The 24675-nt window shown below is 71.9% G+C and carries 25 protein-coding genes; 23 read left to right on the top strand and 2 right to left on the bottom strand.

Annotated features, from left to right (window positions below):
* Window positions 1-158: 158 nt before the first annotated feature.
* The 13 genes from DEJ22_RS05155 (at window position 159) to dapF (ending at window position 13816) form a co-directional block, all read left to right on the top strand.
* Complete coding sequence (locus DEJ22_RS05155) at window positions 159-1172, top strand: efflux RND transporter periplasmic adaptor subunit (protein ID WP_181430860.1); 1014 nt, start codon at window positions 159-161, stop codon at window positions 1170-1172.
* The gene (locus tag DEJ22_RS05160) at window positions 1169-1879 is read left to right on the top strand and encodes an ABC transporter ATP-binding protein (protein WP_111227498.1); all 711 of its coding nucleotides are present in this window, start codon (window positions 1169-1171) and stop codon (window positions 1877-1879) included. The genes DEJ22_RS05155 and DEJ22_RS05160 overlap by 4 nt, the downstream gene beginning before the upstream one ends.
* Complete coding sequence (locus tag DEJ22_RS05165) at window positions 1876-3123, top strand: ABC transporter permease (protein WP_111227497.1); 1248 nt, start codon at window positions 1876-1878, stop codon at window positions 3121-3123. The genes DEJ22_RS05160 and DEJ22_RS05165 overlap by 4 nt, the downstream gene beginning before the upstream one ends.
* A 68-nt stretch (window positions 3124-3191) precedes the next feature.
* Window positions 3192-6191, top strand: coding sequence for an FtsK/SpoIIIE family DNA translocase (locus DEJ22_RS05170; protein WP_111227496.1), 3000 nt, complete (start codon window positions 3192-3194; stop codon window positions 6189-6191).
* Window positions 6188-6832, top strand: a complete 645-nt coding sequence (gene pgsA / locus DEJ22_RS05175; RefSeq protein ID WP_258379647.1) for a CDP-diacylglycerol--glycerol-3-phosphate 3-phosphatidyltransferase — start codon at window positions 6188-6190, stop codon at window positions 6830-6832. Before DEJ22_RS05170 ends, pgsA begins: the two co-directional genes overlap by 4 nt.
* Entirely contained in the window at window positions 6829-7371 is a 543-nt protein-coding gene (locus DEJ22_RS05180; protein WP_502862365.1) for a CinA family protein, read from the top strand. The genes pgsA and DEJ22_RS05180 overlap by 4 nt, the downstream gene beginning before the upstream one ends.
* Window positions 7372-7525: 154 nt before the next feature.
* Window positions 7526-7834 (top strand): helix-turn-helix domain-containing protein, encoded by a 309-nt coding sequence (locus DEJ22_RS05185; RefSeq protein ID WP_058742950.1) that lies wholly within the window; start codon window positions 7526-7528, stop codon window positions 7832-7834.
* A 65-nt stretch (window positions 7835-7899) separates the two neighbouring features.
* Window positions 7900-8124, top strand: coding sequence for a DUF3046 domain-containing protein (locus tag DEJ22_RS05190; RefSeq protein ID WP_111227494.1), 225 nt, complete (start codon window positions 7900-7902; stop codon window positions 8122-8124).
* Between the two features lie 257 nt (window positions 8125-8381).
* Complete coding sequence (gene recA, locus DEJ22_RS05195) at window positions 8382-9440, top strand: recombinase RecA (protein ID WP_111227493.1); 1059 nt, start codon at window positions 8382-8384, stop codon at window positions 9438-9440.
* Complete coding sequence (locus tag DEJ22_RS05200) at window positions 9437-10426, top strand: regulatory protein RecX (protein ID WP_111227492.1); 990 nt, start codon at window positions 9437-9439, stop codon at window positions 10424-10426. The genes recA and DEJ22_RS05200 overlap by 4 nt, the downstream gene beginning before the upstream one ends.
* Window positions 10427-10465: 39 nt before the next feature.
* Window positions 10466-11959: a tRNA (N6-isopentenyl adenosine(37)-C2)-methylthiotransferase MiaB gene (miaB, locus tag DEJ22_RS05205; protein ID WP_111227491.1), complete on the top strand. Its 1494-nt coding sequence runs from the start codon at window positions 10466-10468 to the stop codon at window positions 11957-11959.
* A gap of 52 nt (window positions 11960-12011) precedes the next feature.
* Entirely contained in the window at window positions 12012-12929 is a 918-nt protein-coding gene (gene miaA, locus DEJ22_RS05210) for a tRNA (adenosine(37)-N6)-dimethylallyltransferase MiaA (protein ID WP_111227624.1), read from the top strand.
* Window positions 12926-13816, top strand: a complete 891-nt coding sequence (gene dapF / locus DEJ22_RS05215) for a diaminopimelate epimerase (RefSeq protein ID WP_111227490.1) — start codon at window positions 12926-12928, stop codon at window positions 13814-13816. Before miaA ends, dapF begins: the two co-directional genes overlap by 4 nt.
* A gap of 78 nt (window positions 13817-13894) precedes the next feature.
* On the opposite strand, the gene DEJ22_RS05220 is transcribed toward dapF, so the two are convergent.
* Complete coding sequence (locus DEJ22_RS05220) at window positions 13895-14509, bottom strand: class I SAM-dependent methyltransferase (RefSeq protein WP_111227489.1); 615 nt, start codon at window positions 14507-14509, stop codon at window positions 13895-13897.
* Window positions 14510-14570: 61 nt separating this feature from the next.
* Here DEJ22_RS05220 and hflX point away from each other — a divergent pair, with 61 nt between their 5' ends.
* Window positions 14571-16109: a GTPase HflX gene (gene hflX, locus DEJ22_RS05225; RefSeq protein ID WP_111227623.1), complete on the top strand. Its 1539-nt coding sequence runs from the start codon at window positions 14571-14573 to the stop codon at window positions 16107-16109.
* Window positions 16110-16209: 100 nt separating this feature from the next.
* Here the strand turns inward: hflX and lexA are convergent, their stop codons facing one another.
* Window positions 16210-16875 (bottom strand): transcriptional repressor LexA, encoded by a 666-nt coding sequence (lexA, locus tag DEJ22_RS05230; RefSeq protein ID WP_111227622.1) that lies wholly within the window; start codon window positions 16873-16875, stop codon window positions 16210-16212.
* 214 nt (window positions 16876-17089) lie between these two features.
* Between lexA and DEJ22_RS05235 the strand changes: the two genes are divergently transcribed.
* From DEJ22_RS05235 to scpB, 9 genes are all read left to right on the top strand, one after another.
* Entirely contained in the window at window positions 17090-17467 is a 378-nt protein-coding gene (locus DEJ22_RS05235) for a LysM peptidoglycan-binding domain-containing protein (protein WP_111227488.1), read from the top strand.
* A gap of 74 nt (window positions 17468-17541) precedes the next feature.
* A complete protein-coding gene (locus DEJ22_RS05240) occupies window positions 17542-18666 on the top strand; it encodes a histidinol-phosphate transaminase (protein WP_111227487.1) in 1125 nt (374 codons plus the stop codon).
* Window positions 18663-19265 (top strand): imidazoleglycerol-phosphate dehydratase HisB, encoded by a 603-nt coding sequence (gene hisB, locus DEJ22_RS05245; RefSeq protein WP_111227486.1) that lies wholly within the window; start codon window positions 18663-18665, stop codon window positions 19263-19265. The genes DEJ22_RS05240 and hisB overlap by 4 nt, the downstream gene beginning before the upstream one ends.
* Window positions 19262-19897, top strand: a complete 636-nt coding sequence (gene hisH, locus DEJ22_RS05250; RefSeq protein WP_111227485.1) for an imidazole glycerol phosphate synthase subunit HisH — start codon at window positions 19262-19264, stop codon at window positions 19895-19897. The genes hisB and hisH overlap by 4 nt, the downstream gene beginning before the upstream one ends.
* A gap of 186 nt (window positions 19898-20083) precedes the next feature.
* Window positions 20084-20830 carry a bifunctional 1-(5-phosphoribosyl)-5-((5-phosphoribosylamino)methylideneamino)imidazole-4-carboxamide isomerase/phosphoribosylanthranilate isomerase PriA gene (gene priA / locus DEJ22_RS05255; protein WP_111227484.1) on the top strand — a complete coding sequence of 249 codons (747 nt, stop codon included), beginning with the start codon at window positions 20084-20086 and terminating at the stop codon, window positions 20828-20830.
* A 5-nt stretch (window positions 20831-20835) separates the two neighbouring features.
* Window positions 20836-21669, top strand: a complete 834-nt coding sequence (locus DEJ22_RS05260; RefSeq protein ID WP_111227483.1) for an SseB family protein — start codon at window positions 20836-20838, stop codon at window positions 21667-21669.
* A 106-nt stretch (window positions 21670-21775) separates the two neighbouring features.
* Entirely contained in the window at window positions 21776-22654 is an 879-nt protein-coding gene (locus DEJ22_RS05265) for a ParA family protein (RefSeq protein ID WP_111227482.1), read from the top strand.
* Window positions 22638-23513: a segregation and condensation protein A gene (locus tag DEJ22_RS05270; protein WP_502862371.1), complete on the top strand. Its 876-nt coding sequence runs from the start codon at window positions 22638-22640 to the stop codon at window positions 23511-23513. Before DEJ22_RS05265 ends, DEJ22_RS05270 begins: the two co-directional genes overlap by 17 nt.
* Entirely contained in the window at window positions 23503-24189 is a 687-nt protein-coding gene (gene scpB / locus DEJ22_RS05275; protein ID WP_111227481.1) for an SMC-Scp complex subunit ScpB, read from the top strand. The genes DEJ22_RS05270 and scpB overlap by 11 nt, the downstream gene beginning before the upstream one ends.
* Window positions 24190-24675: the final 486 nt, after the last annotated feature.

Consider the following 24675-nt stretch of genomic DNA (forward strand, 5'->3'; position numbering starts at 1 on the left):
CGGGAACGCTCGCCGTGCCTCCCGGCCGTTCCCGCCACGTGGTGACATCGTGATCACAGGGGCCCGTCCCGCGGGTCCGCCAGGATCGGCCGGGCGGCCACCCTGCGTCATCCCTCAGGCTGATGCTCGCTCGGTATGTCAGTCAATACCGTCCGAGGGTGACCGTCCTGCGTCGCTGGGTGTGGCCCGGCCTGAAGTTCCTCGTGTTCGCCGCCATCGCGGTGTCCCTCGTCCGCCTCGCCTTCTTCGCGGCGCAGCCCGACGAGGCCGAGACGCTGCCGACGGCGCAGCTCGAGGACCCGACCGTCACCGTGGAGACGGGCGACGTCGTCAACGACGTCGAGGCGACCGGGACGATCGAGTCCGTCGCCTCGACGCCGGTGCGGTCGACCGCCGAGGGCACGGTGAACAAGGTGTTCGTGACGAACGGCACGCACGTCGAGCAGGGCGCGCCGATCATCGACCTGCGGGTCGAGACACCGGCGACGGGGACGACCGAGGACGGTGAGCCGCTCCCCGCGGTCGTGACGTTCGCGACCGTCGTCGCGTCGTCGTCGGGCACGGTCTCCGGCCTCGACCTGGTGGCGAAGCAGCCCGTCGCGATCGGGGACACCGTCGCGCGCGTCGCTCCCGAGGCGTACCGCGTCACCGCCACGCTCAAGGCCGCGCAGCTCTACCGGTTGACCTCGCGTCCGTCGGAGGCGACCGTGACGATCACGGACGGACCGGCGCCGTTCACCTGCACGAACCTGTCGCTCAGCTCCGCCTCCGCCGCCGCTCCCGACAACGCCTCGTCGGCAGCGTCCGAGGGCGCGGAGGACGGCTCGGCGTCGGGCGGCGGCTCGACGCAACTGCGCTGCGACGTCCCCGGGGACGTCACGGTCTTCCCCGGGCTCGAGGTCACGGTCGCCGTCTCGGCCGGCTCGGCCCAGGGCGTGCTCACCCTGCCGACCACCGCGGTGCAGGGAACCGCACAGCGCGGCGTCGTCACCGTCGTCGACGCCGAGGGGAAGCGCTCCGAGCGCCAGGTCACCCTCGGCCTGAACGACGGCGAGCGCGTCGAGGTGAAAGACGGACTGACCGAGGGCGACACCGTCCTGCAGTTCGTCCCAGGCAAGGAGGCGCAGCCCGACGACGAGTCCGCCGAGGACGGCACGGTGGTGGGCGGATGAGCTTCGTGCGCGTCCGCGACCTGCGGAAGTCCGTCGCCCTGCCGGACGGTTCGACACTCGAGATCCTCCGCGGGGTCGACCTCGACGTCGAGGCGGACAGCCGTGTCGCGATCGTCGGCCGCTCGGGATCGGGCAAGTCGACGCTCCTCAACGTCCTCGGTCTCCTCGACACCCCGACCGAGGGACTGCACGAGTTCGACGGGCAGGACCTCGGCCGAGCCGGGTCCGTCCGCCGCGACCGCGTCCGCGGCGCCGACGTCGGGTTCGTGTTCCAGCAGTTCAACCTGCTCCAGGGCCGGACCGCCCTCGAGAACGTCGAGGTCCCCCTGCTCTACGCGACCGGCCGGGCGTTCTGGTCGCGGCGTCGGCTCGCCCTCGAGATGCTCGACCGTGTGGGGTTGGCCGACCGGGCCGACACCCAGCCGCACCGGCTCTCCGGCGGCGAGCAGCAGCGGGTCGCCATCGCCCGGGCGCTCGTCCGCTCGCCGCGGCTCATCCTGGCCGACGAGCCGACCGGGGCGCTCGACGTCGACACCGGTCGGGTCGTCATGGAGCTGCTCGAGACCGTCGCGGCCGAGTCCGGCGCCGCGCTCGTCACCATCACGCACGACGCAGCCGTCGCCGCACGTGCGGACGTCGTGCACCGCATCGACCACGGACTCGTCGTCGACGGCGCTGATGTCGTGACCGGGGTGGTGGCGGCGTGAACCGGCTGCTCACCACGGTCGTCGGGACCGTCGTCGAGTCGTGGCAGGAACTCCGGGTGCACCGGGGACGCGTCGTGCTCAGCCTGGTCGGCGTGACCATCGCGGTCGCGTCGCTCGCGGTCGTCGTCGGCTTCGGGACGCTCGCGGAACGGGTGACGGCGGCGTTCAACGAGCAGTACGGCGGCCGACCGGCGACGTACCAGGTCACCGGGTCCTCCTCCGCTGGTGGTGACGGCAGCGGAGCAGCAGCGGCCGCGGACGCCGATGCCCTCGACCGGGAGCTCCGCGCCGGGGCCGAGCGCTACCGCGTCCGCTTCGCCACCGAGGCCTCCTTCACCCAGCGCCCGGTGCAGTTCCCGGACGGGGTCACCCTGGCGCAGGGCGTCACCGTCGACCCCGCGTACGCCGAGATGCACCGTGTTCGGATCGACGACGGCTCGTGGTTCACCGAGGACGACCGGGACCGCCTCGCGCCCGCGCTCGTCGTCAACCAGGCGTTCCTGGACCGCCTGGGCAGCCCGGACGTCGCCACGCACCCGGTCGTGCGCCTGCCGGGGAACCCCGACGTGACCGCCGTCGTGATCGGCCGGTACGCGTCGTCGGAGTACGACACCGAGCCGATGTTCTACCAGCTCGCCGACTCCGTCGCGACGGCGAACGCCGTGGCCTCGCCCGATGACGGGTCGCAGCGGCTCTTCGAGGTCTGGGTGCCCGAGCACGACGGGAAGGCGGTGGCGCAGCGGATCGCCTCGGACGCGGAGCGGGCCCTCGGCCCCGGGTGGACCGTCGACGCGACGCGCTCCGACGCGGCCGGCTCGGTCGACGGCGACCCACTCGGAGCGCTGCGCTGGGTGATCGCAGGGGTCGCGGTCCTGGTCCTCGTGCTCGGCGGCCTCGGGCTGCTCAACGTGTCGCTCGTGAGCGTCCGCCAGCGCATCCGTGAGATCGGCATCCGTCGCGGCGTGGGTGCGACCGCCGGACGGATCTTCGTGGCCGTGCTGCTCGAGAACGTGCTCGGGACGCTCGTCGCCGGTGCCGTCGGGGTGATGGTCGGCGCGGCGGTGCTCGGCAACGGCACGGTCCGCGGGCTGATCACGAACGGGGTCGACGTCGGGGGAGCGCCCTTCCCTGTGGAGGCTGCGCTGATCGGGGTCGGCTCGGCGCTGCTCGTCGGGGCGCTCGCCGGGTTCCTGCCGGCGATCGTGGCGGTGCGGGTGAAGGTCATCGACGCGATCCGGTACTGAGCGCGTGGGGCGTCCGGCCGCGGCGGGGCATCCACGGAATGTCCCGAGCGGGGATTAGGCTCCGTCGCATGGCCGGAGGCACCAAGTCGACCACGCGCTCGCGCGCGTCCACGTCGTCCCGCGGGAGCGGGTCGCGCGGGACGACGCGTACCCAGGCCACGACGAAGAAGCTGCCGCAGGCCGCACCGACGCCGGTGTTCCGCGAGCAGAACCCCGTCGTGACCGCGTGGCTCGCGATGGCGCACGGCGTCGGGGCGCTCTTCCGGCTGCTCGGCAAGGAAACCCTGGCGAAGGACGAACGGCGCGACGGTTTCCCGTTCCTGCTCTTCGTGCTCGCGCTCGCGGGCGGCGTGGTCGAGTGGCTCAACCCCACGAACCCGGTGTCCGTCACGCTCGACGCCTACACGTTCGGCGGCCTGTTCGGGCGGCTGGCGGTCGCGCTGCCCGTCATCATGATCGTGTTCGCCGGCTGGCTCTTCCGGCACCCCGCATCGGTGCACGACAACACCCGGATCGGGATCGGCCTCGGACTGATGCTCGTGTCCATCGCATCGCTCTGCCACGTGTTCGGCGGACAGCCGAGCGCCTCGGACGGCATGGTCGCCCTGGCCGCCGCGGGCGGTGTCCTCGGCTGGGTCGTGATCAGCTGGCTCGTCGCCGTCGCGACGGTGTGGGTCGCCGTGCCGGTCGCGGTCGTGCTGCTCGTGCTCTCGCTCTTCATCATCACGAAGACCCCGCCGAACAAGACCGGTCGTCGCCTGCACGAGCTGTACGCGTACCTGTTCGGTGCACCGGCTCCCGCTGCCGAGGACGACGTCGCCGCCGAGGCGGACGCCGCGCCGGCCGCACCGCGAGCGCGCACGACGAAGCGCCGCACGAAGGACCAGACCGACTTCCCGCTCTTCGAGGACCTCGGGTTCGAGGACGAGCAGGGCACCGACGGCGGTGACGACTCTGCGAGCACCGTCCCCTGGTGGCGACGGAACAAGTCCGGACGAGAAGAAGACCCGGCGTACGACAGCCCCGTGCTGCCCGCGTCGGCGCCCCAGACGGCTCCGGGCGCTCCCGCAGCGAACCCGAACGCCGGCGCAGCCGCCGGGCTCGTGGACCACACACCCGCCGTGCCGGCCTCGGTCAACCTCAACGACTCGGTCGAGCACGACGACGTGCACGGCGAGCAGCAGGTCGAGCAGGACCTCGCCGTGGCCGAGCAGGCCCTCCGCGACTTCGGCACCCCGGTGCCGGAGCAGCCCGCGGCCGTCGCTCGTCCCGACGCCGGGGTGTCGCCGGTCGTGTCGCCGACGACGCCCGAGCCCGAGGCGTCCGACGACGGCTTGCCCGCCGCGACCGCCGCCGACGAGGACCCGGCCGCCCCGTACCGCCTGCCTGCGGCGACCACGCTCAGCGCCGGCACCCCTTCCGTCGCTCGCAGCCAGGCGAACGACGACATCGTCGCGGCGATCACCGGCGTGCTCACCGAGTTCAAGGTGGACGCGAAGGTCACGGGCTTCTCGCGCGGGCCGACGGTCACGCGCTACGAGATCGAGCTCGGTCCGGGCGTCAAGGTCGAGCGCGTCACGGCGCTGTCGAAGAACCTGTCGTACGCGGTCGCGTCGAACGAGGTCCGGATCCTCTCGCCGATCCCGGGCAAGAGCGCCATCGGCGTCGAGATCCCGAACACGGACCGCGAGATCGTCTCGCTCGGCGACGTCCTGCGCTCCGGCGCGGCCACGAAGTCGAAGCACCCGATGACCATCGGCGTCGGCAAGGACGTCGAGGGCGGCTTCGTCGTCGCGAACCTCGCGAAGATGCCGCACCTGCTCGTCGCGGGCTCCACGGGCTCCGGCAAGTCGGTGTTCATCAACTCGATGATCACCTCGCTGCTCATGCGCGCGAAGCCGTCCGAGGTCCGGATGGTCCTCGTCGACCCGAAGCGTGTCGAGCTGTCGATCTACGCGGGCGTGCCGCACCTCATCACCCCCATCATCACGAACCCGAAGAAGGCAGCCGAGGCGCTGCAGTGGGTCGTGAAGGAGATGGACATGCGGTACGACGACCTGGCGTCCTTCGGGTTCCGCCACGTCGACGACTTCAACAAGGCCGTCCAGAACGACGAGATCGTGCTGCCGGCCGGCAGCGAGCGGAAGCTCAAGCCGTACCCGTACCTGCTGGTCGTCGTGGACGAGCTCGCGGACCTCATGCTCGTCGCCCCGCGCGACGTCGAGGAGTCGATCGTCCGCATCACCCAGCTCGCCCGCGCCGCCGGTATCCACCTGGTGCTCGCCACACAGCGCCCCTCGGTCGACGTCATCACCGGTCTGATCAAGGCGAACGTCCCGTCCCGCGTGGCCTTCGCGGTCACGAGCGTCACGGACTCCCGCGTCATCCTCGACCAGCCGGGCGCCGACAAGCTCATCGGCCAGGGCGACGGGCTCTTCCTGCCGATGGGGTCGTCGAAGGCCGTCCGCGTGCAGGGCGCATGGGTGCAGGAGAGCGAGGTCGCCGAGGTCGTCGCGCACGTCACCCGCCAGGCCCGCCCGGAGTACCGCCAGGACGTCCAGGCCGTGGTCGAGCGCAAGGAGATCGACGCGGACATCGGCGACGACCTCGAGCTGCTGCTCGCGGCCGTCGAGCAGGTCGTGTCGACGCAGTTCGGCTCGACGTCCATGCTGCAGCGCAAGCTCCGTGTCGGCTTCGCGAAGGCCGGACGCCTGATGGACCTCATGGAGTCCCGCGACATCGTCGGCCCGTCCGAGGGCTCGAAGGCCCGCGACGTGCTCGTCACGCCCGACCAGCTGCCCGGCGTGCTCGCGAAGCTCCGGGGTGAGGAGCCGCCGGCGGTTGCCGCGCCGGGTGGTCCGGCACCGGCAGGACCGGCAGGACCGGCCCAGCCCGGAGGCGCGGTGCCGGCCGACGGGGCCGGCGCCGGCTCGCCGACGGGCGCCCCGGGCGGCGGGGACGACGACCGGTACGGCTCGGACCCGGTGGCGGACATGACCCGCGGGTACCCTGAGGTCGAGGACGACGGACCGGACGAGGACGCGTGGGGACTGACGGGCAGGGAGTGAGCGACATGACCGGCTCGGAGACCACACACGGAGCCCGGTTCCCCTGGCGCGGACGACTGCTCCGCAAGGGGGACGGCCCGGCATCGACCGCCAACGTCGCCAACATCATCACCGTGGTGCGCATCCTCATGGCGCCGCTGTTCTTCGTGATGCTGCTGGCCGACGGCGGGCAGGACACGTCGCTGCGCGTGTGGGCGGCAGTCGTCTTCGTGGTGGCCATCGTCACCGACAGCGCCGACGGCATCATCGCCCGACGGCAGAACCTGGTCACCGACTTCGGGAAGCTCGTCGACCCGATCGCGGACAAGGTGCTCATCGGTGGCGCCCTCGTCGCGCTCTCGATCCTGGGCGAACTGCCCTGGATCGTCACGGTCCTCATCATGGTGCGCGAGATCGGCATCACCGTGTTCCGCTTCGCGGTGCTGTCGGACCGGGTGATCCCGGCGAGCCGCGGCGGCAAGGTCAAGACCGTGCTGCAGGCCGTCGCGATCACGCTCGCGCTGTTCCCGTGGTGGGACGTCGTCGGTGACCTCGCGCACTGGGTGAACGGCATCCTCATGACCGCGGCGCTGGCTGCGACCGTGCTCAGCGGCGCCGACTACCTCTGGCAGGCATGGAAGCACAACCGCACCAGAGCGTGACACAGGCCGACGGACCGAGCGGCGACGTGCCTCCCGGCGGTGGCGAGGTGGTCCCCGTCGCCCCCGGCCTCGTCGCGGAGCTGACCGCCCGTGGGGAGACGGTGGCGGTGGCGGAGTCGCTGACCGGGGGACTGGTGGTGGCGACGCTCGTCGACGTGGCGGGTGCGAGTGCCGTGGTCCGCGGCGGCGTCGTGGCCTACGCGACGCCCGTCAAGACCTCCCTGCTCGGCGTGGACCCCGAGCTGCTCGCGGCCGACGGCGCGGTCGACCCGGAGGTCGCGCGGCAGATGGCGTCCGGTGTCCGGACCGCGCTGGCGGTGGACGGCGAACCTGCGACGTGGGGGATCAGCACCACCGGCGTGGCCGGACCCGACCCGCAGGACGGCAAGCCCGTCGGCACCGTCTTCGTCGGCATCGCCTCCGCGGAACGCGTCGAGGCCGTCGAGTTGCACCTCGACGGGGACCGCGATGCAATCCGTCACGCCACCGTCTCCGAACTCCTGGCACGGATGTCGGCCAGGATCCGCGGCGGGGAATAGGCCCTGTTGCCACTGGGTTACATCCCACGCAATCTCCAGCAGTACGGCAGCCAGCGTGGTTAGCATGCTGCGAACGGCAACGCTACTGTTGCTGAACCCGACCACGGTCACCAGGGCCAGGCGGGCGCGGAGACGACAGAGAGGAGGAGTCCCCATGGTTCTCGTTCGTCAGGAGATCGGCGATGTCCTGCGAGACTTCCGCTTGCAGAAGGGCCGGACCCTCCGTCAGGTCGCGTCCAAGGCCAGTGTGGCGCTCGGGTACCTGAGCGAGGTGGAGCGCGGCCAGAAGGAGGCCAGCTCCGAGATCCTCGCGTCGGTGGCCGACGCCCTCGACACCCCGATCTCGACCATCATGCGCGAGGTCGGCGACCGTCTCGCGGTCGTGGAGGGACTCACCCCGGTCCCGGACACGCTGCCCGACGACCTCGTCGCCGAGTTCGACAACGACCTCGCGGTGCGCTGACGCACCACCACCACGAACGCCCTCGCCGGTCCGCCGGCGGGGGCGTTCGTCGTTACGCTGGTCCGATGCGCGTGAGTGAGTTCTGGCGAGCGGTCGACCAGGTGTTCGGCGAGGCGTACGGCGCCGTGGTGTCCCGTGACGTCGTGCTCGAGGAGCTCGGGGGCCGCTCTGCGGCGGAGGCGCTCGACGCCGGCATCGACGCGCGCCGTGTCTGGGAGGCGCTCTGTGACTCGCAGGACGTCCCGGTCGACAAGCGGCACGGCAAGGGCCTGGCGGAACCGCGCGACTGAGTTCCCCGTCCGAAACTGTGTTCGGCGTGTTGCTCGAACGCGTGTTCGATCGGTGCTAGGTTCCTGCACAACAGCGCTGTCCAGGACCCTCCTCCACAGATCGCGCGGCCGCAGGCAGTGATGTCGGTGGCCCGCCCTAGGTTCGAGGTCATCGGGAACAGCCCGAAGCCTTGTCGCCGAGCACCAGCCCTGCACCACCGGCTGGGGTGGACGCGACAGCCTACAGGCGGCCGACACCGAGCACGAAGGAGCACCCCATGCCATCACCCGCAGACCGCGAGAAGGCCCTCGAGACCGCACTCGCCCAGATCGACCGGCAGTTCGGCAAGGGGACGGTCATGCGTCTCGGGTCGGACGAGCGCGCACCGGTCGCCACCATCCCGACCGGGTCCGTCGCGCTCGACGTCGCGCTCGGCATCGGCGGACTCCCGCGCGGCCGCATCATCGAGATCTACGGCCCGGAGTCGTCGGGTAAGACGACGCTGACGCTCCACGCCATCGCCAACGCCCAGCGCGCCGGTGGCATCGCGGCCTTCATCGACGCGGAGCACGCGCTCGACCCGGAGTACGCGAAGAAGCTCGGCGTCGACATCGACGCGCTCCTCGTGTCCCAGCCCGACACGGGTGAGCAGGCGCTCGAGATCGCGGACATGCTCGTCCGCTCCGGCTCGATCGACCTGATCATCGTCGACTCGGTGGCCGCCCTGGTGCCGCGCGCCGAGATCGAGGGCGAGATGGGTGACTCCCACGTGGGTCTCCAAGCACGCCTCATGTCGCAGGCGCTGCGCAAGCTCGCCGGTGGGCTGAACCAGACGCAGACCACGATGATCTTCATCAACCAGCTCCGCGAGAAGATCGGTGTCTTCTTCGGGAGCCCGGAGACCACCGCCGGTGGTAAGGCGCTGAAGTTCTACGCCTCGGTCCGCCTCGACATCCGTCGCATCGAGACGCTGAAGAGCGGTACCGACGCCGTCGGTAACCGCACCCGCGTCAAGGTCGTGAAGAACAAGATGGCACCGCCCTTCAAGCAGGCCGAGTTCGACATCCTGTACGGCACGGGCATCTCGCGCGAGGGCTCGCTACTCGACTTCGGTGTCGACCACGGCATCGTCAAGAAGTCGGGCGCCTGGTACACGTACGACGGCGACCAGCTCGGCCAGGGCAAGGAGAACTCGCGCTCCTTCCTCATCCAGAACCCGGACATCGCGGCGGAGATCGAGGGCAAGATCCTCGCCAAGCTCGGCGTCGGCGGAGCCAAGGCCGACGCTCCGGTCGACTCGATCGCGCCGAAGCTCGCGGAGCGCAAGGGCGCGTGACGGACACACACGACCACGACGAGGGCCTCGCGCCGGTCACCGACCTGTTCGGTGCGCGGTCCCGTCGTGGTCGACCCACCCCTGCGGTCGAGCCGGACCCGTCGACCGGGCGCGGACCGGAGCCGGAGGAGCGCTGGGCGTCCGACGGCGAGTGGGCGCCGGAATCGACCGAGCTCGGTGACGACGAGCTGCGATCCAGGCGAGCGCCGACCCGCACCCCCCACGACACGGGAGCACGAGCAGCGTCGGGTCCGTCGGATGCACACCAGGCGCCGGCGCCCACCGCGATCCCGTTCCGGGCGCAGCAGACCGAGGCCGAGTGGGTGTCCCCGGTGGTGGGTGACGGTTCCGGGCGGAGTGCGCGCGCGGAACAGCACGGGTACGACGCCGAGACGGCCGATGCGACGACGGCCTCCGTGTTCGCGATCGGCAGCGGCGACGAGATCGACCCGGCGGATGCGCCGCGACCGCTCGACGAGCAGCGCGCCGATGCCGAACGGATCAGCATGCGGGCGCTGGGGCGCAAGGGCGTCAGCGAATCGGAGTTGCGCCAGCTGCTGATGAAGCAGGACCTCGACGCCGACGTCGTCGAAGGCGAGGTCGCCCGCTTGGTGCGGGTCGGACTGCTCGACGACGTCGCACTCGCGACCGAGCTCGTCGACCGGCTGCACGAACGCAAGGGGCTCGGACGTCAGGGCGTGGTCGCGGAGCTCCGCCGACGCGGCATCGACCAGGCCGCGATCGACGCGGCGCTCGAGGCAGCAGCGGACGACGCCGACGACGAGTTCGTCCGCGCCGTCGAGCTCGCCGAGAAGCGCGCGCGACAGCTCCGCGGTCTCGACCGGGAGACGGCGGAGCGTCGGCTCAGCGGCTTCCTCATGCGCAAGGGCTACGGCTCCGGGGTCGTCCGGATCGCCGTGCAGCGCGCGCTCGACGGTCCGCCGCGTCGGAGCCCGTCGGGCGGTGGGGCCGTCCGGTTCGAGTAGCGCCGGCGGTGGCCGTGACCGACCTACACTGGGACGATCATGGCCACCGTCGAAGCCCGCCCCCGCACCTACGAGGTCCGCACCCACGGGTGCCAGATGAACGTCCACGACTCCGAACGGTTGAGCGGGTCGCTCCAGGCGGCCGGGTACGTCTCCGCCGACGGTGAGCAGGCCGACGTCGTCGTGATCAACACGTGTGCGGTGCGCGAGAACGCCGACAACCGGCTCTACGGCAACCTCGGGCAGCTCGCCGGCATCAAGCGGGAGCACCCGGGCATGCAGATCGCCGTGGGCGGGTGCCTGGCGCAGAAGGACAAGAACGTCATCCTCGAGAAGGCGCCGTGGGTCGACGTCGTCTTCGGGACGCACAACATGGGGTCGCTGCCGACCCTGCTCGAGCGGGCCCGGCACAACGACGAAGCGCAGATCGAGATCCTCGAGGCGCTCGACGTGTTCCCGTCGACCCTCCCCACCAAGCGCGACTCGACGCACAGCGGCTGGGTCTCCATCTCCGTCGGCTGCAACAACACCTGCACGTTCTGCATCGTCCCGTCGCTCCGTGGCAAGGAGAAGGACCGCCGACCGGGCGACGTGCTCGCCGAGATCCAGGCGCTCGTCGACGATGGTGCGATCGAGGTCACGCTGCTCGGGCAGAACGTCAACTCGTACGGTGTCGAGTTCGGGGACCGCCAGGCGTTCGGCAAGCTGCTGCGCGCGACGGGGCAGATCGAGGGGCTCGAGCGTGTCCGCTTCACGAGTCCGCACCCGGCGGCGTTCACCGACGACGTGATCGACGCGATGGCCGAGACCCCGAACGTCATGCCGCAGCTCCACATGCCGTTGCAGTCCGGCTCGGACCGGGTGCTCAAGGCGATGCGCCGGAGCTACCGGAGCGAGCGGTTCCTCGGGATCCTCGACCGGGTGCGGGCGAAGATCCCGCACGCGGCGATCTCGACGGACATCATCGTGGGCTTCCCCGGTGAGACCGACGAGGACTTCGAGGACACGCTGCGTGTGGTCGAGCAGTCGCGGTTCGCCTCGGCCTTCACGTTCCAGTACTCGATCCGACCCGGCACCCCGGCAGCGACCATGCCGGACCAGTTGCCGAAGGCGGTCGTGCAGGAGCGCTACGACCGGCTGATCGCGCTGCAGGACCGCATCACCGCCGAGGAGCACGCGAAGCAGGTCGGTCGCACCGTCGAGGTGCTCGTCGCCACGGGCGAGGGCAAGAAGGACGAGTCCACCCACCGTCTGTCGGGTCGAGCCGAGGACTCCCGGCTGGTGCACTTCGCCGTGCCGCAGGGTTCCGACGTACCGCGCCCGGGCGACGTCGTCACCGTCGAGGTCACCCGTGCCGCGCCGCACTTCCTCATCGCCGACGGCGAGGCGCCGCTGCGCATCCGCCGGACTCGTGCCGGAGATGCCTGGGACCGTGCGCAGGCGGAGAGCTGCGGCGTCCCCACCCCTGCCGCACCGGGAACCGGGCCGCGTCCGGTGTCGCTCGGGCTGCCGGGCCTCCGTGTCGGTCGCTGACGCGCGGGCAGCGGGCCGCGCAGGCGGCGGTGCCGGCGGCGACGAGCCCGGCATGCCGGACCTCGTCGCGGTCGTCGGTCCGACCGGCACCGGCAAGTCCGAGCTCGCGCTGACGATCGCCGAACGGCTGGCTGCCCAGGGCCGTCCGGCCGAGATCGTCAACGCCGACGCCATGCAGCTGTACCGCGGCATGGACATCGGGACGGCGAAGCTGTCCGTCGAGGAACGCCGGGGTGTCCCGCACCACCAGCTCGACGTGCTCGACGTCACGGACGAGGCGAGCGTCGCCGCGTACCAGCGGGACGCGCGCGCCGACGTCGAGTGGATCACCGCAGCGGGCGGGACCGCGGTGCTCGTCGGCGGCAGCGGCCTCTACGTGTCCTCGGTGCTGTTCGACCTCGCGTTCCCCGGCACCGACCCGGCGCTCCGCGCGGCGCTCGAGCAGGAGCACGCGGAGCACGGCCCGAACGCCCTCCTGGCACGCCTGCGCGTCCTCGACCCGGCTGCCGCCGCCGACGTCGACGCGCGCAACCCCAGGCGGCTGATCCGGGCCGTCGAGATCGCGAGCCGGTCGGAGGCCGTGACCCCGCGCCTCCCGTCCGTCCCGCGCGCCTGGCGGTCCGCACGGGTGCTGCGACTGCACCGCGAGCGGGACGAACTCGTCGGGTCCCTGCACGCGCGCGCCGAGCGCATGTTCCGGGACGGGCTCGTCGACGAGGTCGACGCCCTCCGCACGGCCGGGCTGGAGCAGGGACGGACGGCCCGTGCCGCCATCGGGTACTCGCAGGCACTCGACGTCGTGCACGGACGGTCGACCGTCGGGGAAGCGGTCGAGGCGACCGCCGTCGCGACCCGGAAGTACGCCCGCCGCCAGGTGTCGTGGTTCAAGCGCTACGACGCCGAGGTGCTCGACGTCACCGGGACCGACGTCGCGGGACTGCAGGCGGTGGCCCGTAGGATCGTGCCGTGACCGAGCTGCACTTCACGAAGGGCCAGGGGACGGGCAACGACTTCGTCCTGTTCGCCGACCCGGACGCCACGGTCGACCTGACCCCGGAGCGCATCCGGGCCATCGCCGACCGGCGGTTCGGCGTCGGCGCGGACGGTGTCATCCGCGCCGTGCGGTCGGACGCGCTGCCCGAGGGGCGTGCGCTCGTGGCGGTGGAGCCCGCAGCGACGTGGTTCATGGACTACCACAACGCCGACGGCTCGGTGGCCGAGATGTGCGGCAACGGCATCCGGGTCTTCGCCCGGTACCTGACCGAGTCGGGGCTCGTCGACCTCGCGCCGGGCGAGACGCTCACGGTCGGCAGCCGCAAGGGCCTGGTCGACGTGCAGCGGACGACGAACGGGTTCTCGGCGGACCTCGGCCGCTGGGGCCTCGGGATCGAGGGCGGCGGGGCGAACGACGTGACCGTGCGGGCGAAGGAGCTCGACGGTGCCCGACCCGGCCTCGGCATCGACGTCGGGAACCCGCACGTCGTGGTCGCGGTGGCGACCGAGGACGAGCTCGCGGAGCTGGACCTGACGTACGTCCCGGTGCTCGACCCGGTGCCGGCAGCGGGGGCGAACGTGGAGTTCGTGCTCCCGGGTGACCCGCTGGTCGAGGACGGCGTCGGCGAGATCACGATGCGCGTGCACGAGCGGGGGAGCGGCGAGACGCTGTCGTGCGGCACCGGCGCGGTCGCGGCGGCCCTGGCGACGCGGTACTGGGCCGGGCCGTCGGCGCCGGACACCTGGCGTGTGCGTGTGCCGGGCGGTGTCGTCACCGTGCGGATGTTCGCGGCGGAGGACGGCGAGCACGTGGCGCTCGCGGGGCCGGCGGAACTGGTGTTCTCCGGGGACCTGACGGTCTGACGCCAGCGGCGCGGTGATCGCGCCCGCGTGCTGTCCGAGCGGCACACCGGCACCCGGCGACGACTGGTCCCTCGCGCCCTACTCCGCCTCGCGGCGCACCCGGATGACCCGGAACCCCTTGTCGGTCGACGCCCGCGAGACCTGGAACCCGCCGCCGAGCGTGTCCCGGAGCCAGCGCTGCAGGGAGTCGCCGCCGAGGTCCTTCGAGACCACGAGCCACGCGTCCCCGCCGACTTCGAGCCGGGGGATCCACGTGAGCAGGATCGCGTGCAGTTCGTCCTTGCCGACGCGGATCGGCGGGTTCGACCAGATCGTGCGGAAGCGCAGGTCCCCGGGCACGTCGTCGGGCAGCCCGACCGTCACGTTGGTCAGTCCGGCTGCGCTCGCGTTCCGTTCCGCGAGGCCGAGCACCCGCTCGTTGACGTCCACGCCCCACACCTGCGCGTCCGGCGACTCGAGCGCCATCGTGATCGCGATCGGCCCCCAGCCGCACCCGACGTCGAGCAGCGCGCCCTCCGCAGCGGGCGGCGGCACGGAACCGAGCAGCACCTTCGTGCCGCGGTCGATGCCGTCCGGGCTGAACACACCCGCCGCCGTCGACAGGGTGAGGGGTCGACCGGCGAGCGTGACGTGCACCTGGCGCTCACGGTTCTCCGACGACGGACTGGCGGAGAAGTAGTGGTCGTTCGCCATGGAAGAACCGTACCGTCGACCCCGTGTGTCCCGGGCGTGGCGGCGGTACCCTGTGGAGAAGATGACGGAAACCACCATGAACGACGGACGATCCGACGACAGCGCCGAAGGTGTCGTGGAGCGCGTCCTCCGCAACGCCGACACCAAGGCATCGTCGGCGATCTTCGCTCCCGCACAGGCCATCCAGACCCGATCGGTCGACGAGCACGGCTGGTCCGGCGACGGCGACCAGTACGACCGGGAGGACCGCGCAGCCCTGCGCCGCGTCACCGGTCTCTCCACCGAACTCGAGGACGTCACCGAGGTCGAGTACCGGCAGCTCCGGCTCGAGCAGGTCGTCCTCATCGGCGTGTACCCGCAGGGCGACGCACAGGACGCCGAGAACTCCCTCCGCGAGCTCGCGGCCCTCGCCGAGACCGCCGGCGCCGTGGTGCTCGACGGCCTCCTGCAGCGCCGTCCGAACCCGGACCCCTCGACCTACCTCGGCAAGGGCAAGGCCGAGGAGCTCGCGATGGTCGTCAAGGCCACCGGCGCCGACACCGTGATCGCCGACACCGAGCTCGCGCCGTCCCAGCGCCGTGCGCTCGAGGACGTCGTCAAGGTCAAGGTGATCGACCGGACCGCGGTCATCCTCGACATCTTCAGCCAGCACGCCAAGAGCCGCGAGGGCAAGGCGCAGGTGGAGCTCGCGCAGCTCGAGTACCTCCTCCCGCGTCTGCGCGGTTGGGGTGAGTCGATGTCCCGCCAGGCCGGTGGTCAGGTCTCCGGCGGCGCGGGCATGGGCTCGCGTGGTCCCGGTGAGACGAAGATCGAGCTCGATCGTCGCCGCATCCACACCCGCATGGCGAAGCTCCGCCGCCAGATCGCCGGGTTCCGTCCCGCGCGTGAGGCGAAGCGTGCCGACCGTCACCGCAACGACGTGCCGAGCGTCGCGATCGCCGGGTACACCAACGCGGGCAAGTCCTCGCTCCTCAACCGGCTCACCAGCGCCGGTGTGCTCGTGCAGAACCAGCTGTTCGCGACGCTGGACGCCACGGTCCGTCGGACCGAGACGAGCAAGGGCCGCGAGTACACCTTCGCCGACACGGTCGGTTTCGTGCGGAACCTGCCGCACCAGCTGGTCGAGGCGTTCCGCTCCACGCTCGAGGAGGTCGGCGAGTCCGACGTCATCGTGCACGTCGTCGACGCGTCCCACCCGGACCCGGCAGCACAGCTCGCCACCGTCCGCGACGTGATCGGGGACGTCGGGGCGCGGGACATCCCGGAGATCGTCGCCTTCAACAAGGCGGACCTGATCGACGAGTCCCAGCGGCTGGTCCTGGTCGGGCTCGTACCGGACGCGGTCTTCGTGTCGGCGCGGACGGGCGAGGGCGTCCCCGAGCTCCTCGCGGCGATCGAGGAGCGCCTGCCGGAGCCGGACGTGTCGCTCACCCTGGTGGTGCCCTACGACCGCGGTGACCTCGTCTCGTCGCTCCACGACGCGGGTGCGGTCGAGACCACCGACTACGTCGAGGACGGCACGCGCCTGCAGGTGCGGGTCTTCCAGCGCCAGGTCGCCGAGCTCGACCCGTACGTGGTCGCGCCCGCCGTGTCGGCCTAGTCAGGGGATCCCCACCCGCACGGAACGGGAGGCGCGGTGCCAGCTGGCACCGCGCCTCCCGTCCGTGGTGGGGCTCTGCGTCCGGTGGAGGGACGCGGGGTCAGACGGAGCGGAGGACCGCGACCACCTTGCCGAGCACGTTCGCGGCGTCGCCGAGGATCGGCTCGAACGCCGAGTTCCGCGGCAGCAACCACGTGTGGCCGTCCCGCTGGCGGAAGACCTTGACGGTCGCCTCCTCGTCGAGCATCGCAGCGACGATGTCCCCGTTGTCGGCGGTCTGCTGCGACCGCACGACCACCCAGTCGCCGTCGCAGATCGCGGCGTCGATCATCGACTCCCCGACGACCTTGAGCATGAAGAGGTCGCCCGTGCCGACGAGCTGACGGGGGAGCGGCACGATCTCGTCGACGTGCTGCTCCGCCGTGATCGGCACACCCGCGGCGATGCGTCCGACGAGCGGCACGAGGGTCGTGGCGTCGACGTCCGGGGTCTCGACGTCGGGCGTGGGCTCGTCGACCAGGACCTCGAGGGCGCGAGGGCGGTTCGGGTCGCGTCGGATCCAGCCGCCGAGCTCGAGCTGGCCGAGCTGGTGGGAGACGCTCGACAGCGACGAGAGGCCGGCGGCGTCGCCGATCTCGCGCATGCTCGGCGGGTAGCCCCGGCTGGCGATCGACGCACGGATCGCGTCGAGGATCGCCTGCTGCTTCGCCGTCAACGGCTTCTGGACCCGCAGTTCGTCCGCCACGTCGTCTCGCCCTTCGTCGATGCCGGGAGGTCGGGCGGGAATGTCAGTGGTCCCCGCTTGACTCGTCCCAGTCGATCGAAACAGTATCCGACCGCCCCGGGCCGGACAAACACCTGTTCGAGCGTGTCGGCAGGAAATCCTCCACGAATCCGATCCTGGGACTTGTGCGAGGTGGCATTCGAAACTATGTTCGGTACACGACTTCGGTTCCTCCGGACGGGAAGGCAAGAACGACATGAGCACCATCGCCATCGCTGACCAGCAGCGCACCGCGACGCCCGACGTCCGTACGCGCCTGCGCATCACGCGCCGCGGCCGCATCGTCCTGACGACGCTCGCCGCACTCCCGGTCTTCCTGGTCGTCGCCCTGTCCGTGCTGAACGGGGGCCAGGCCTCGGCCGGCGACTCCTCACGCGCCGGTGTGCCCGTGCACTTCGAGACGGTCACCGTCGAGCCCGGCGAGACGCTGTGGCAGCTGGCGGAGGAGACGGCTCCGCAGGCCGACCCGCGAGACTTCGTCCAGGACGTCGTGAGCCTCAACGCGCTCGAGGGGTCGACGCTGCAGGCGGGCGAGCAGATCGCCATCCCGGCCAAGTACACCGCCGGCGACTGAACCTGGTCGGCGATCGCCGGGCCACCGTCCGGACGGCCGGTCGGCGCCCGGCGGACGCGGCCTACGATGGATCGGTGGCAACCACGCTCGAAGACCTCCCGATCCGCGACGACCTCCGTGGGCAGAGCCCGTACGGCGCTCCGCAGAAGCACGTGCGCGTGCAGCTCAACGTCAACGAGAACACGCATCCCGTTCCCGAGGACGTCGCAGAGGACATCGTGGCCTCGATCCGGCAGGCCCTGACGACCGTCAACCGCTACCCGGACCGCGAGTTCACCGAGCTCCGTGCATCGCTCACCCGCTACCTGAACGGCGGGCTGTCCGGTGAGCAGCAGCTGACGCCCGAGCAGCTCTGGGCGGCGAACGGCTCGAACGAGGTGCTGCAGCAGCTCCTCCAGGCGTTCGGGGGCCCGGGTCGCTCGGTGCTCGGGTTCCCGCCCACCTACTCGATGCACTCGATCCTCGCGGCCGGCACCGGGACACGGTGGATCCCCGCGCAGCGTGACGACGAGTTCCGGATCGCGCCCGAGACCGTCGTGGCCGCCATCCGCGAGCACCAGCCGGACATCGTCTTCCTGTGCGGGCCCAACAACCCCACGGGCACCCCGCTCGACATCGAGACGATCCGTGCCGCGTACGACGCGACGGACGGCATCGTCATGGTCGACGAGGCGTACGCCGAGTTCATGCCCGCTGATGCCCCGAGCGCCGTCACGCTCCTGCCGGGCCGCCCGCGGCTCGTGGTCTCCCGCACCATGAGCAAGGCGTTCGCGTTCGCGGGGGCCCGCGTCGGGTACCTCGCGGCCGACCCGGCGGTGGTCGACGCCCTCCGCCTGGTGCGCCTGCCGTACCACCTGTCCGCGCTGACCCAGGCGGCCGCGATCGCCGCACTCCGGCACGCCCCGGCGATGCTCGCGATGGTGGACGACATCAAGCAGCAGCGCGACCGCATGGTCGTCGAGCTGCGCGAGATGGGCTACCGCACCTACGAGACGTGGTCGAACTTCGTGCTCTTCGGTGGCGTCGCGGATCCGCACGCCGCCTTCGAGGCGCTGCTCGAACAGGACGTCATCGTCCGCGACCTCGGCATCCCGCACCACCTGCGGGTGAGCGCGGGCACCGAGGAGGAGACGACCGCGTTCCTCGAGGCGATGCGCCGCGTGGCCGCCGTGCAGCCGCCGGTTAGGGTTGACGCATGACCGCCCGCACCGCCTCGATCAGCCGGAGCACGAGCGAGTCGACCATCGAGCTCTCGCTCGACCTGGACGGCACCGGCTCGTCCGACATCTCGACGAGCGTCCCGTTCTTCGACCACATGCTGACCGCGTTCAGCAAGCACTCGCTGATCGACCTGCGGGTGCGCTCGACGGGTGACACCGACATCGACGTGCACCACACGGTGGAGGACACCGGCATCGTGCTCGGGCAGGCCCTGAAGCAGGCCCTCGGCGACCGCGCCGGCATCGGCCGCTACGGCGATGCGCTCGTGCCCCTCGACGAAGCCCTGGCGCAGGCCGTGGTCGACGTCTCCGGGCGACCGTTCCTCGTCCACTCGGGGGAGCCCGACGGCTTCGAGTTCCACCGCATCGGTGGGCACTTCACGGGCTCGATGGTCCGCCACGTGTTCGAGGCCATCACCTTCAACGCTGGCATCACCGTGCACGTCCGCGTGCTCGGCGGCCGTGACCCGCACCACATCGCCGAGGCAGAGTTCAAGGCCTTCGCCCGCGCGATGCGCCGCGCCGTCGAGCTCGACCCCCGGGTCGACGGCATCCCGTCCACGAAGGGGAAGCTGTGACCGCCAAGCCGAACGTCGTCGTCCTCGACTACGGATCGGGCAACGTCCACTCCGCGGCGAAGGCACTCGAGCGCGCCGGGGCCGACGTGACGCTGACGGCCGACAAGCAGGCCGCCCTCCGGGCCGACGGCCTGCTCGTGCCGGGCGTCGGCGCGTTCGCCGCGGTCGTCGACCAGCTCGAAGGGGTCCGCGGCGGCGAGATCGTCGACCACCGCCTCGCCGGCGGCCGCCCGGTGCTCGGGATCTGCGTCGGCATGCAGGTCATGTTCGCCCGCGGTGTCGAGCGCGGTGCAGACGTCGAGGGCCTGGGCCAGTGGCCCGGCGTCGTCGAGGAGATCGAGGCCGAGGTGCTGCCGCACATGGGGTGGAACACGGTCGAGGCGCCCGAGGACTCGGTCCTCTTCGACGGGCTGCACGACGAGCGCTTCTACTTCGTGCACTCGTACGGCGTGACGGACTTCCCGCTCGACGCGTACGGCCCGTTCCGTGCGCCGCGCCTGACCTGGTCCGAGCACGGGCAGCGCTTCGTCGCGGCCGTCGAGAACGGGCCGCTCACCGCCACCCAGTTCCACCCGGAGAAGTCGGGGGAGCCGGGGATCCGGCTGCTCCGCAACTGGGTCGACTCGCTCTGACACCCGCGTCGTCCGGCACGAGGCTGCGGGCCGTGTGGACCAGCCCGACCCGGACCGCGACCGGCGCGCCGTGCACCGGACCGGTACCGCACCGGACATGCCGGGCGCGACGACCGCACACCGTGCCTCCCGGACGCGAACCGCGCCGCCCGCCCGCCCGTCCCACCCCCGAGAACCGACAGGACCATGACCGACCTCACCGCGACCCCGCCCCTCGTCCTGCTGCCCGCCGTCGACGTCGTCGACGGCCAGGCCGTCCGCCTCACCCAGGGCGAGGCCGGCAGCGAGACCTCGTACGGCGACCCGGTCGCCGCCGCCCGCACCTGGCGCGACCAGGGCGCGGAGTGGATCCACCTCGTCGACCTCGACGCGGCGTTCGGCCGTGGCGACAACCGCAGGGTGATCGCGAAGGCGATCCACGAGGTCGAGGGCGTCTCGGTCGAGCTCTCCGGCGGCATCCGCGACGACGCGTCGCTCGAGGCCGCGCTGGCCACCGGCGCCGCCCGCGTCAACCTCGGGACCGCCGCGCTCGAGAAGCCGGAGTGGGCGGCGCGGGTCATCGGCGAGTACGGCGAGCAGATCGCCGTGGGGCTGGACGTCCGTGGGACCACCCTCGCCAGTCGCGGTTGGACCGAGGACGCCGGCGACCTGTGGGAGGTGCTGGACCGGCTCGAGGCAGCCGGCTGCGCCCGGTACGTCGTGACCGACGTCACCAAGGACGGCACCCTGCAGGGGCCGAACGTCGAGCTCCTCCGCGCCGTCTGCGACCGGACGGACCAGCCCGTCGTCGCCTCCGGCGGGATCTCGACCCTCGACGACCTCCGCGCGCTGCGCGAGCTCGTGCCGCACGGCCTCGAGGGCGCCATCATCGGCAAGGCCCTGTACTCCGGCGCGTTCACGCTGCCGGCCGCGCTCGACATCGCCTCGGAGTAGTCGTCGTGGCGGGCATCTCGAACGGGCGCGGCACCGGGCCCGACGCCCCGGAGCCGGGCGCGACCGACGACGCCCACACGCCGGGCGGCGCCGCGGACTCCGCGGGCAACCCCTGGGCAGGTCGGACCTTCGACGCGCACGACGACGCCTTCGCGGACGACGACGGGTTGGCTGACCCGGCGGTCGTCGCGGCCGTCGCCGCGCTGCAGCAGGGCGGCTCGCAGCGGGCGGTCGTGGACGCCCTCCGCGGCGCCCGACTGCTCATCCCCCTCGTCGCCGAGGCCGGCGACGTCGGGCACACGGCCGACGGGAAGCTCGTCGACAAGACCCAGGAGCTGTCGATCGTCACGGTCGCCGGACCCGACGGTCGCAGCGTGATGCCCGCGTTCACCTCGGCCGAGGCGATGCGGTCGTGGGACGCCACCGCCCGCCCCGTACCCGCAGACTCGCGCCGCGTCGCGATGGCCGCGGCGAGCGAGGAGACCCAGCTGGTCGTCCTCGACCCGACGGCGCCGACCGAGTTCGTGCTGCGGCGCCCCGCCGTCTGGGCGATCGGCCAGGACCTGCCGTGGACGCCGTGCTTCGAGGACCCGGAGGTCGCGCAGGCGTTCGCGGAGTCCGTCGGCGAGGAACGTGCGGTCGCACGGGTCGAGCTCTCACCGGGCGACCCGCTCGGCCGCTTCGCCGGCGCCGAGCTGACGGTCGGTCTGGCCCTCCACCCCGGGCTCGACCAGGCCGCGGTGCAGGCCCTGGTCGGCCGGTTGCAGCAGCGGTGGACCGCCGATGCGGTCATCGCGGACCGGGTGGACAGCATGCGGGTGGCGCTCCGTCCGGCGTGACGGAGCGGCCCGTCGGCACGGAGGCACGGCGCGGGTCCGACCCGTCGGCTGCGGACGCGCGGCGGTGCGACCGGAGGCCCGGACGCCACGCCGGTACGATGACCGGGTGAGGACGAACCCGACGACCACCCCCGGCACCGACGAGATCCCGGTCGGCCCCACCGGTCGGCCCGTGCGGCAGTTCCCCGTACCCGAGCAACTCGACGGTCACGGCCCCGCCCGCATCATCGCGCTCTGCAACCAGAAGGGCGGCGTCGGCAAGACCACGACGTCGATCAACCTCGGAGCGGCGCTCGCCGAGTACGGGCGCAAGGTCCTGGCCGTCGACTTCGACCCGCAGGGCGCGCTGTCAGCCGGCCTCGGTGTCCGCACCCACGACGTCCCCACCGTCTACGACCTGCTCATGGGCGCCGTGAAGGACCCGCGCGAGGTCATCCGGCCCACGAACGTGCCGATGCTCGACGTCATCCCGGCGAACATCGACCTGTCCGCGGCCGAGGTCCACCTCGTCAACGAGGTCGCCCGTGAGCAGATCCTCGCGAGCGTCCTCCGCAAGGTGTCGAACGACTACGACCTCATCCTGGTCGACTGCCAGCCGTCGCTCGGGCTGCTCACCGTCAACGCCCTGACCGCCGCGCACGGGGTGCTCATCCCGCTCGAGTGCGAGTTCTTCGCGCTGCGCGGTGTGGCACTGCTCATCGAGACGATCGACAAGGTGCGCGACCGGCTCAACCCGGCGCTGCGGCTCGACGGCATCCTCGCCACGATGTACGACTCGCGGACCCTGCACTCGCGAGAGGTCATGGAGCGCGTCGTGGAGACCTTCGACGACCACGTGCTCGACACGGTGATCGGCCGCACCGTGAAGTTCCCGGACGCCACGGTCTCCGCGCGCCCGATCACGCAGACGGCACCGGAGCACGCCGCGGCGCACGCGTACCGGGCGCTCGCCAGGGAGCTCGTCGAGCGTGGCGCCGTCGCCTGAGCCGACCCCGACCGGTGGCGTCACCGACGACGGCACCGGCACCGCGCCCGCACCCGCGGGCACCGCGACCGCGCCGGGGTTCCGGGTCCGACTGCGCAACTTCGACGGTCCGTTCGACCTGTTGCTGTCGCTCATCACGAAGCACGAGCTCGACATCACCGAGGTCGCCCTCGGAGCAGTCACCGGGGAGTTCATCCAGTACGTGCGCCAGGCCGAGTCGGCGGACGAGCTCGACGAGGCGAGCGAGTTCCTCGTCGTCGCCGCCACCCTGCTCGACCTGAAGATCGCCGGACTCCTGCCGCAGGGCGAACTGGTCGACGCCGAGGACGTCGCGCTGCTCGAGGCCCGCGACCTGCTGTTCGCCCGACTCCTGCAGTACCGGGCGTTCAAGCAGGCCGCGGAGTGGTTCGGTGACCGCTGGCAGCAGGAGTCGCGTCGGCACGTGCGCCGCGTCCGGCTCGAGGAGCGGTTCCGCGCGCGGACGCCCGAACTCGTCTGGACGCTGTCCGTGCAGGACTTCGCCGCGATCGCCACGCTCGCGTTCGCACCGCGGGAGATCCCGACCGTCGGCCTCGACCACCTGCACGCCCCGCTCGTCAGCATCCGGGAGCAGGCGGCGATCGTCGTGTCGATCCTGCGCACCCGCGCCGACGAGGACGTGTCGTTCCGCGAGCTGGTCGCCGGTGTCTCGGAGACGGGTATCGTGGTGGCTCGCTTCCTGGCGATCCTGGAGCTGTACCGGAACGCGTCGATCTCGTTCGAGCAGTTCGAACCGCTGGGGGAGCTGACACTCCGCTGGACCGCCGAGGACTGGTCCGACGAGAGCCTCGCCAACCTGGGAGCCGACTATGACGGATGACGCACGCGCCGCCTCGTCGAGCGCCGAACCCGGGGGAGCGGACGAGGTGGCCGAGGCCCGCGCCGTCGAGCAGGAGCTCCTCGCGACGCAGGCCGCCCGCGCGGAGCTCCCGGTCGACCGGCAGCTCGAGGCGATCCTCATGATCGCGGACGAACCCCAGTCCCTGGTCGCCCTCGGTGCGGCGGTCGGTGCACCCGTCCCCGCCGTCCGCCAGGCGATCGAGCGGCTCGTCGCCGACTTCGACGGTGTCGACGGCACCGTGCGGCGGGGCTTCGAACTCCGCGAGGTCGGTGGCGGGTGGCGCTTCTACGTCCGACGGGAGCTCGACGACGTGGTCGAGCAGTTCGTCGAGGCCGAACGCCCCGCCCGACTCTCGCAGGCCGCCCTCGAGACCCTCGCCGTCGTCGCCTACAAGCAGCCGATCACCCGCTCGCAGATCGCCTCGATCCGTGCGGTGAACGTCGACGGTGTCGTCCGCACCCTCGTCGCCCGCGGGCTCATCGAGGAGTCGTTCACCGACGCCGAGACCGGCGCCATCAACTACGTCACGTCCGACCTGCTGCTCCAGCAGCTCGGCATCAACTCGCTCGACGAACTGCCGCTCATCTCGCCGCTCCTGGAGGACGGCGCGGACGGTTTCGGGCACAACGAAGGGATCCCCGATGGCCGCGTATGAGGACGAACGACGAGGCGGCCCCCGGGGCGGCTCGGGTCGCGGCGACGGCGGCCGGTACGGAGGCCCGTCCCGCGACCGCGACGACCGCTCCGCACGCGGGGTTGGCCGGTCCGGTGACGACCGTGGCGGGTACCGCGGGCGTGACGAGCGCCCGTCGGGTGGTTCCGGTGGGTACCGCGGTCGGGACGACCGCTCCGGCGGGACCGGTGGTGGGTACCGCGGGCGGGACGACCGCTCTGGTGGCACCGGAGGCGGGTACCGCGGGAACGACGACCGTGGCGGGTACCGCGGTCGCGACGAGCGCCCGTCGGGTGGTTCCGGTGGGTACCGCGGGCGGGACGACCGCTCCGGCGGGACCGGTGGTGGGTACCGCGGGCGGGACGACCGCTCCGGTGGGACCGGTGGCGGGTACCGCGGGAACGACGACCGTGGCGGGTACCGTGGGCGGGACGAGCGTCCGGGCGGAGACCGTGGCGGGTACCGCGG

Source organism: Curtobacterium sp. MCSS17_007 (assembly GCF_003234175.2).
GTDB lineage: Bacteria > Actinomycetota > Actinomycetes > Actinomycetales > Microbacteriaceae > Curtobacterium.

Bases quoted from the DNA above. Each gene is read 5' to 3' on its own strand.
- DEJ22_RS05160 (WP_111227498.1), top strand. From the start codon at position 1,169: ATGAGCTTCGTGCGCGTCCGCGACCTGCGGAAGTCCGTCGCCCTGCCG.
- DEJ22_RS05170 (WP_111227496.1), top strand. From the start codon at position 3,192: ATGGCCGGAGGCACCAAGTCGACCACGCGCTCGCGCGCGTCCACGTCG.
- DEJ22_RS05185 (WP_058742950.1), top strand. From the start codon at position 7,526: ATGGTTCTCGTTCGTCAGGAGATCGGCGATGTCCTGCGAGACTTCCGC.
- DEJ22_RS05190 (WP_111227494.1), top strand. From the start codon at position 7,900: ATGCGCGTGAGTGAGTTCTGGCGAGCGGTCGACCAGGTGTTCGGCGAG.
- recA (WP_111227493.1), top strand. From the start codon at position 8,382: ATGCCATCACCCGCAGACCGCGAGAAGGCCCTCGAGACCGCACTCGCC.
- miaB (WP_111227491.1), top strand. From the start codon at position 10,466: ATGGCCACCGTCGAAGCCCGCCCCCGCACCTACGAGGTCCGCACCCAC.
- miaA (WP_111227624.1), top strand. From the start codon at position 12,012: ATGCCGGACCTCGTCGCGGTCGTCGGTCCGACCGGCACCGGCAAGTCC.
- DEJ22_RS05220 (WP_111227489.1), bottom strand. From the start codon at position 14,509: ATGGCGAACGACCACTACTTCTCCGCCAGTCCGTCGTCGGAGAACCGT.
- hflX (WP_111227623.1), top strand. From the start codon at position 14,571: ATGACGGAAACCACCATGAACGACGGACGATCCGACGACAGCGCCGAA.
- DEJ22_RS05235 (WP_111227488.1), top strand. From the start codon at position 17,090: ATGAGCACCATCGCCATCGCTGACCAGCAGCGCACCGCGACGCCCGAC.
- hisB (WP_111227486.1), top strand. From the start codon at position 18,663: ATGACCGCCCGCACCGCCTCGATCAGCCGGAGCACGAGCGAGTCGACC.
- priA (WP_111227484.1), top strand. From the start codon at position 20,084: ATGACCGACCTCACCGCGACCCCGCCCCTCGTCCTGCTGCCCGCCGTC.
- scpB (WP_111227481.1), top strand. From the start codon at position 23,503: ATGACGGATGACGCACGCGCCGCCTCGTCGAGCGCCGAACCCGGGGGA.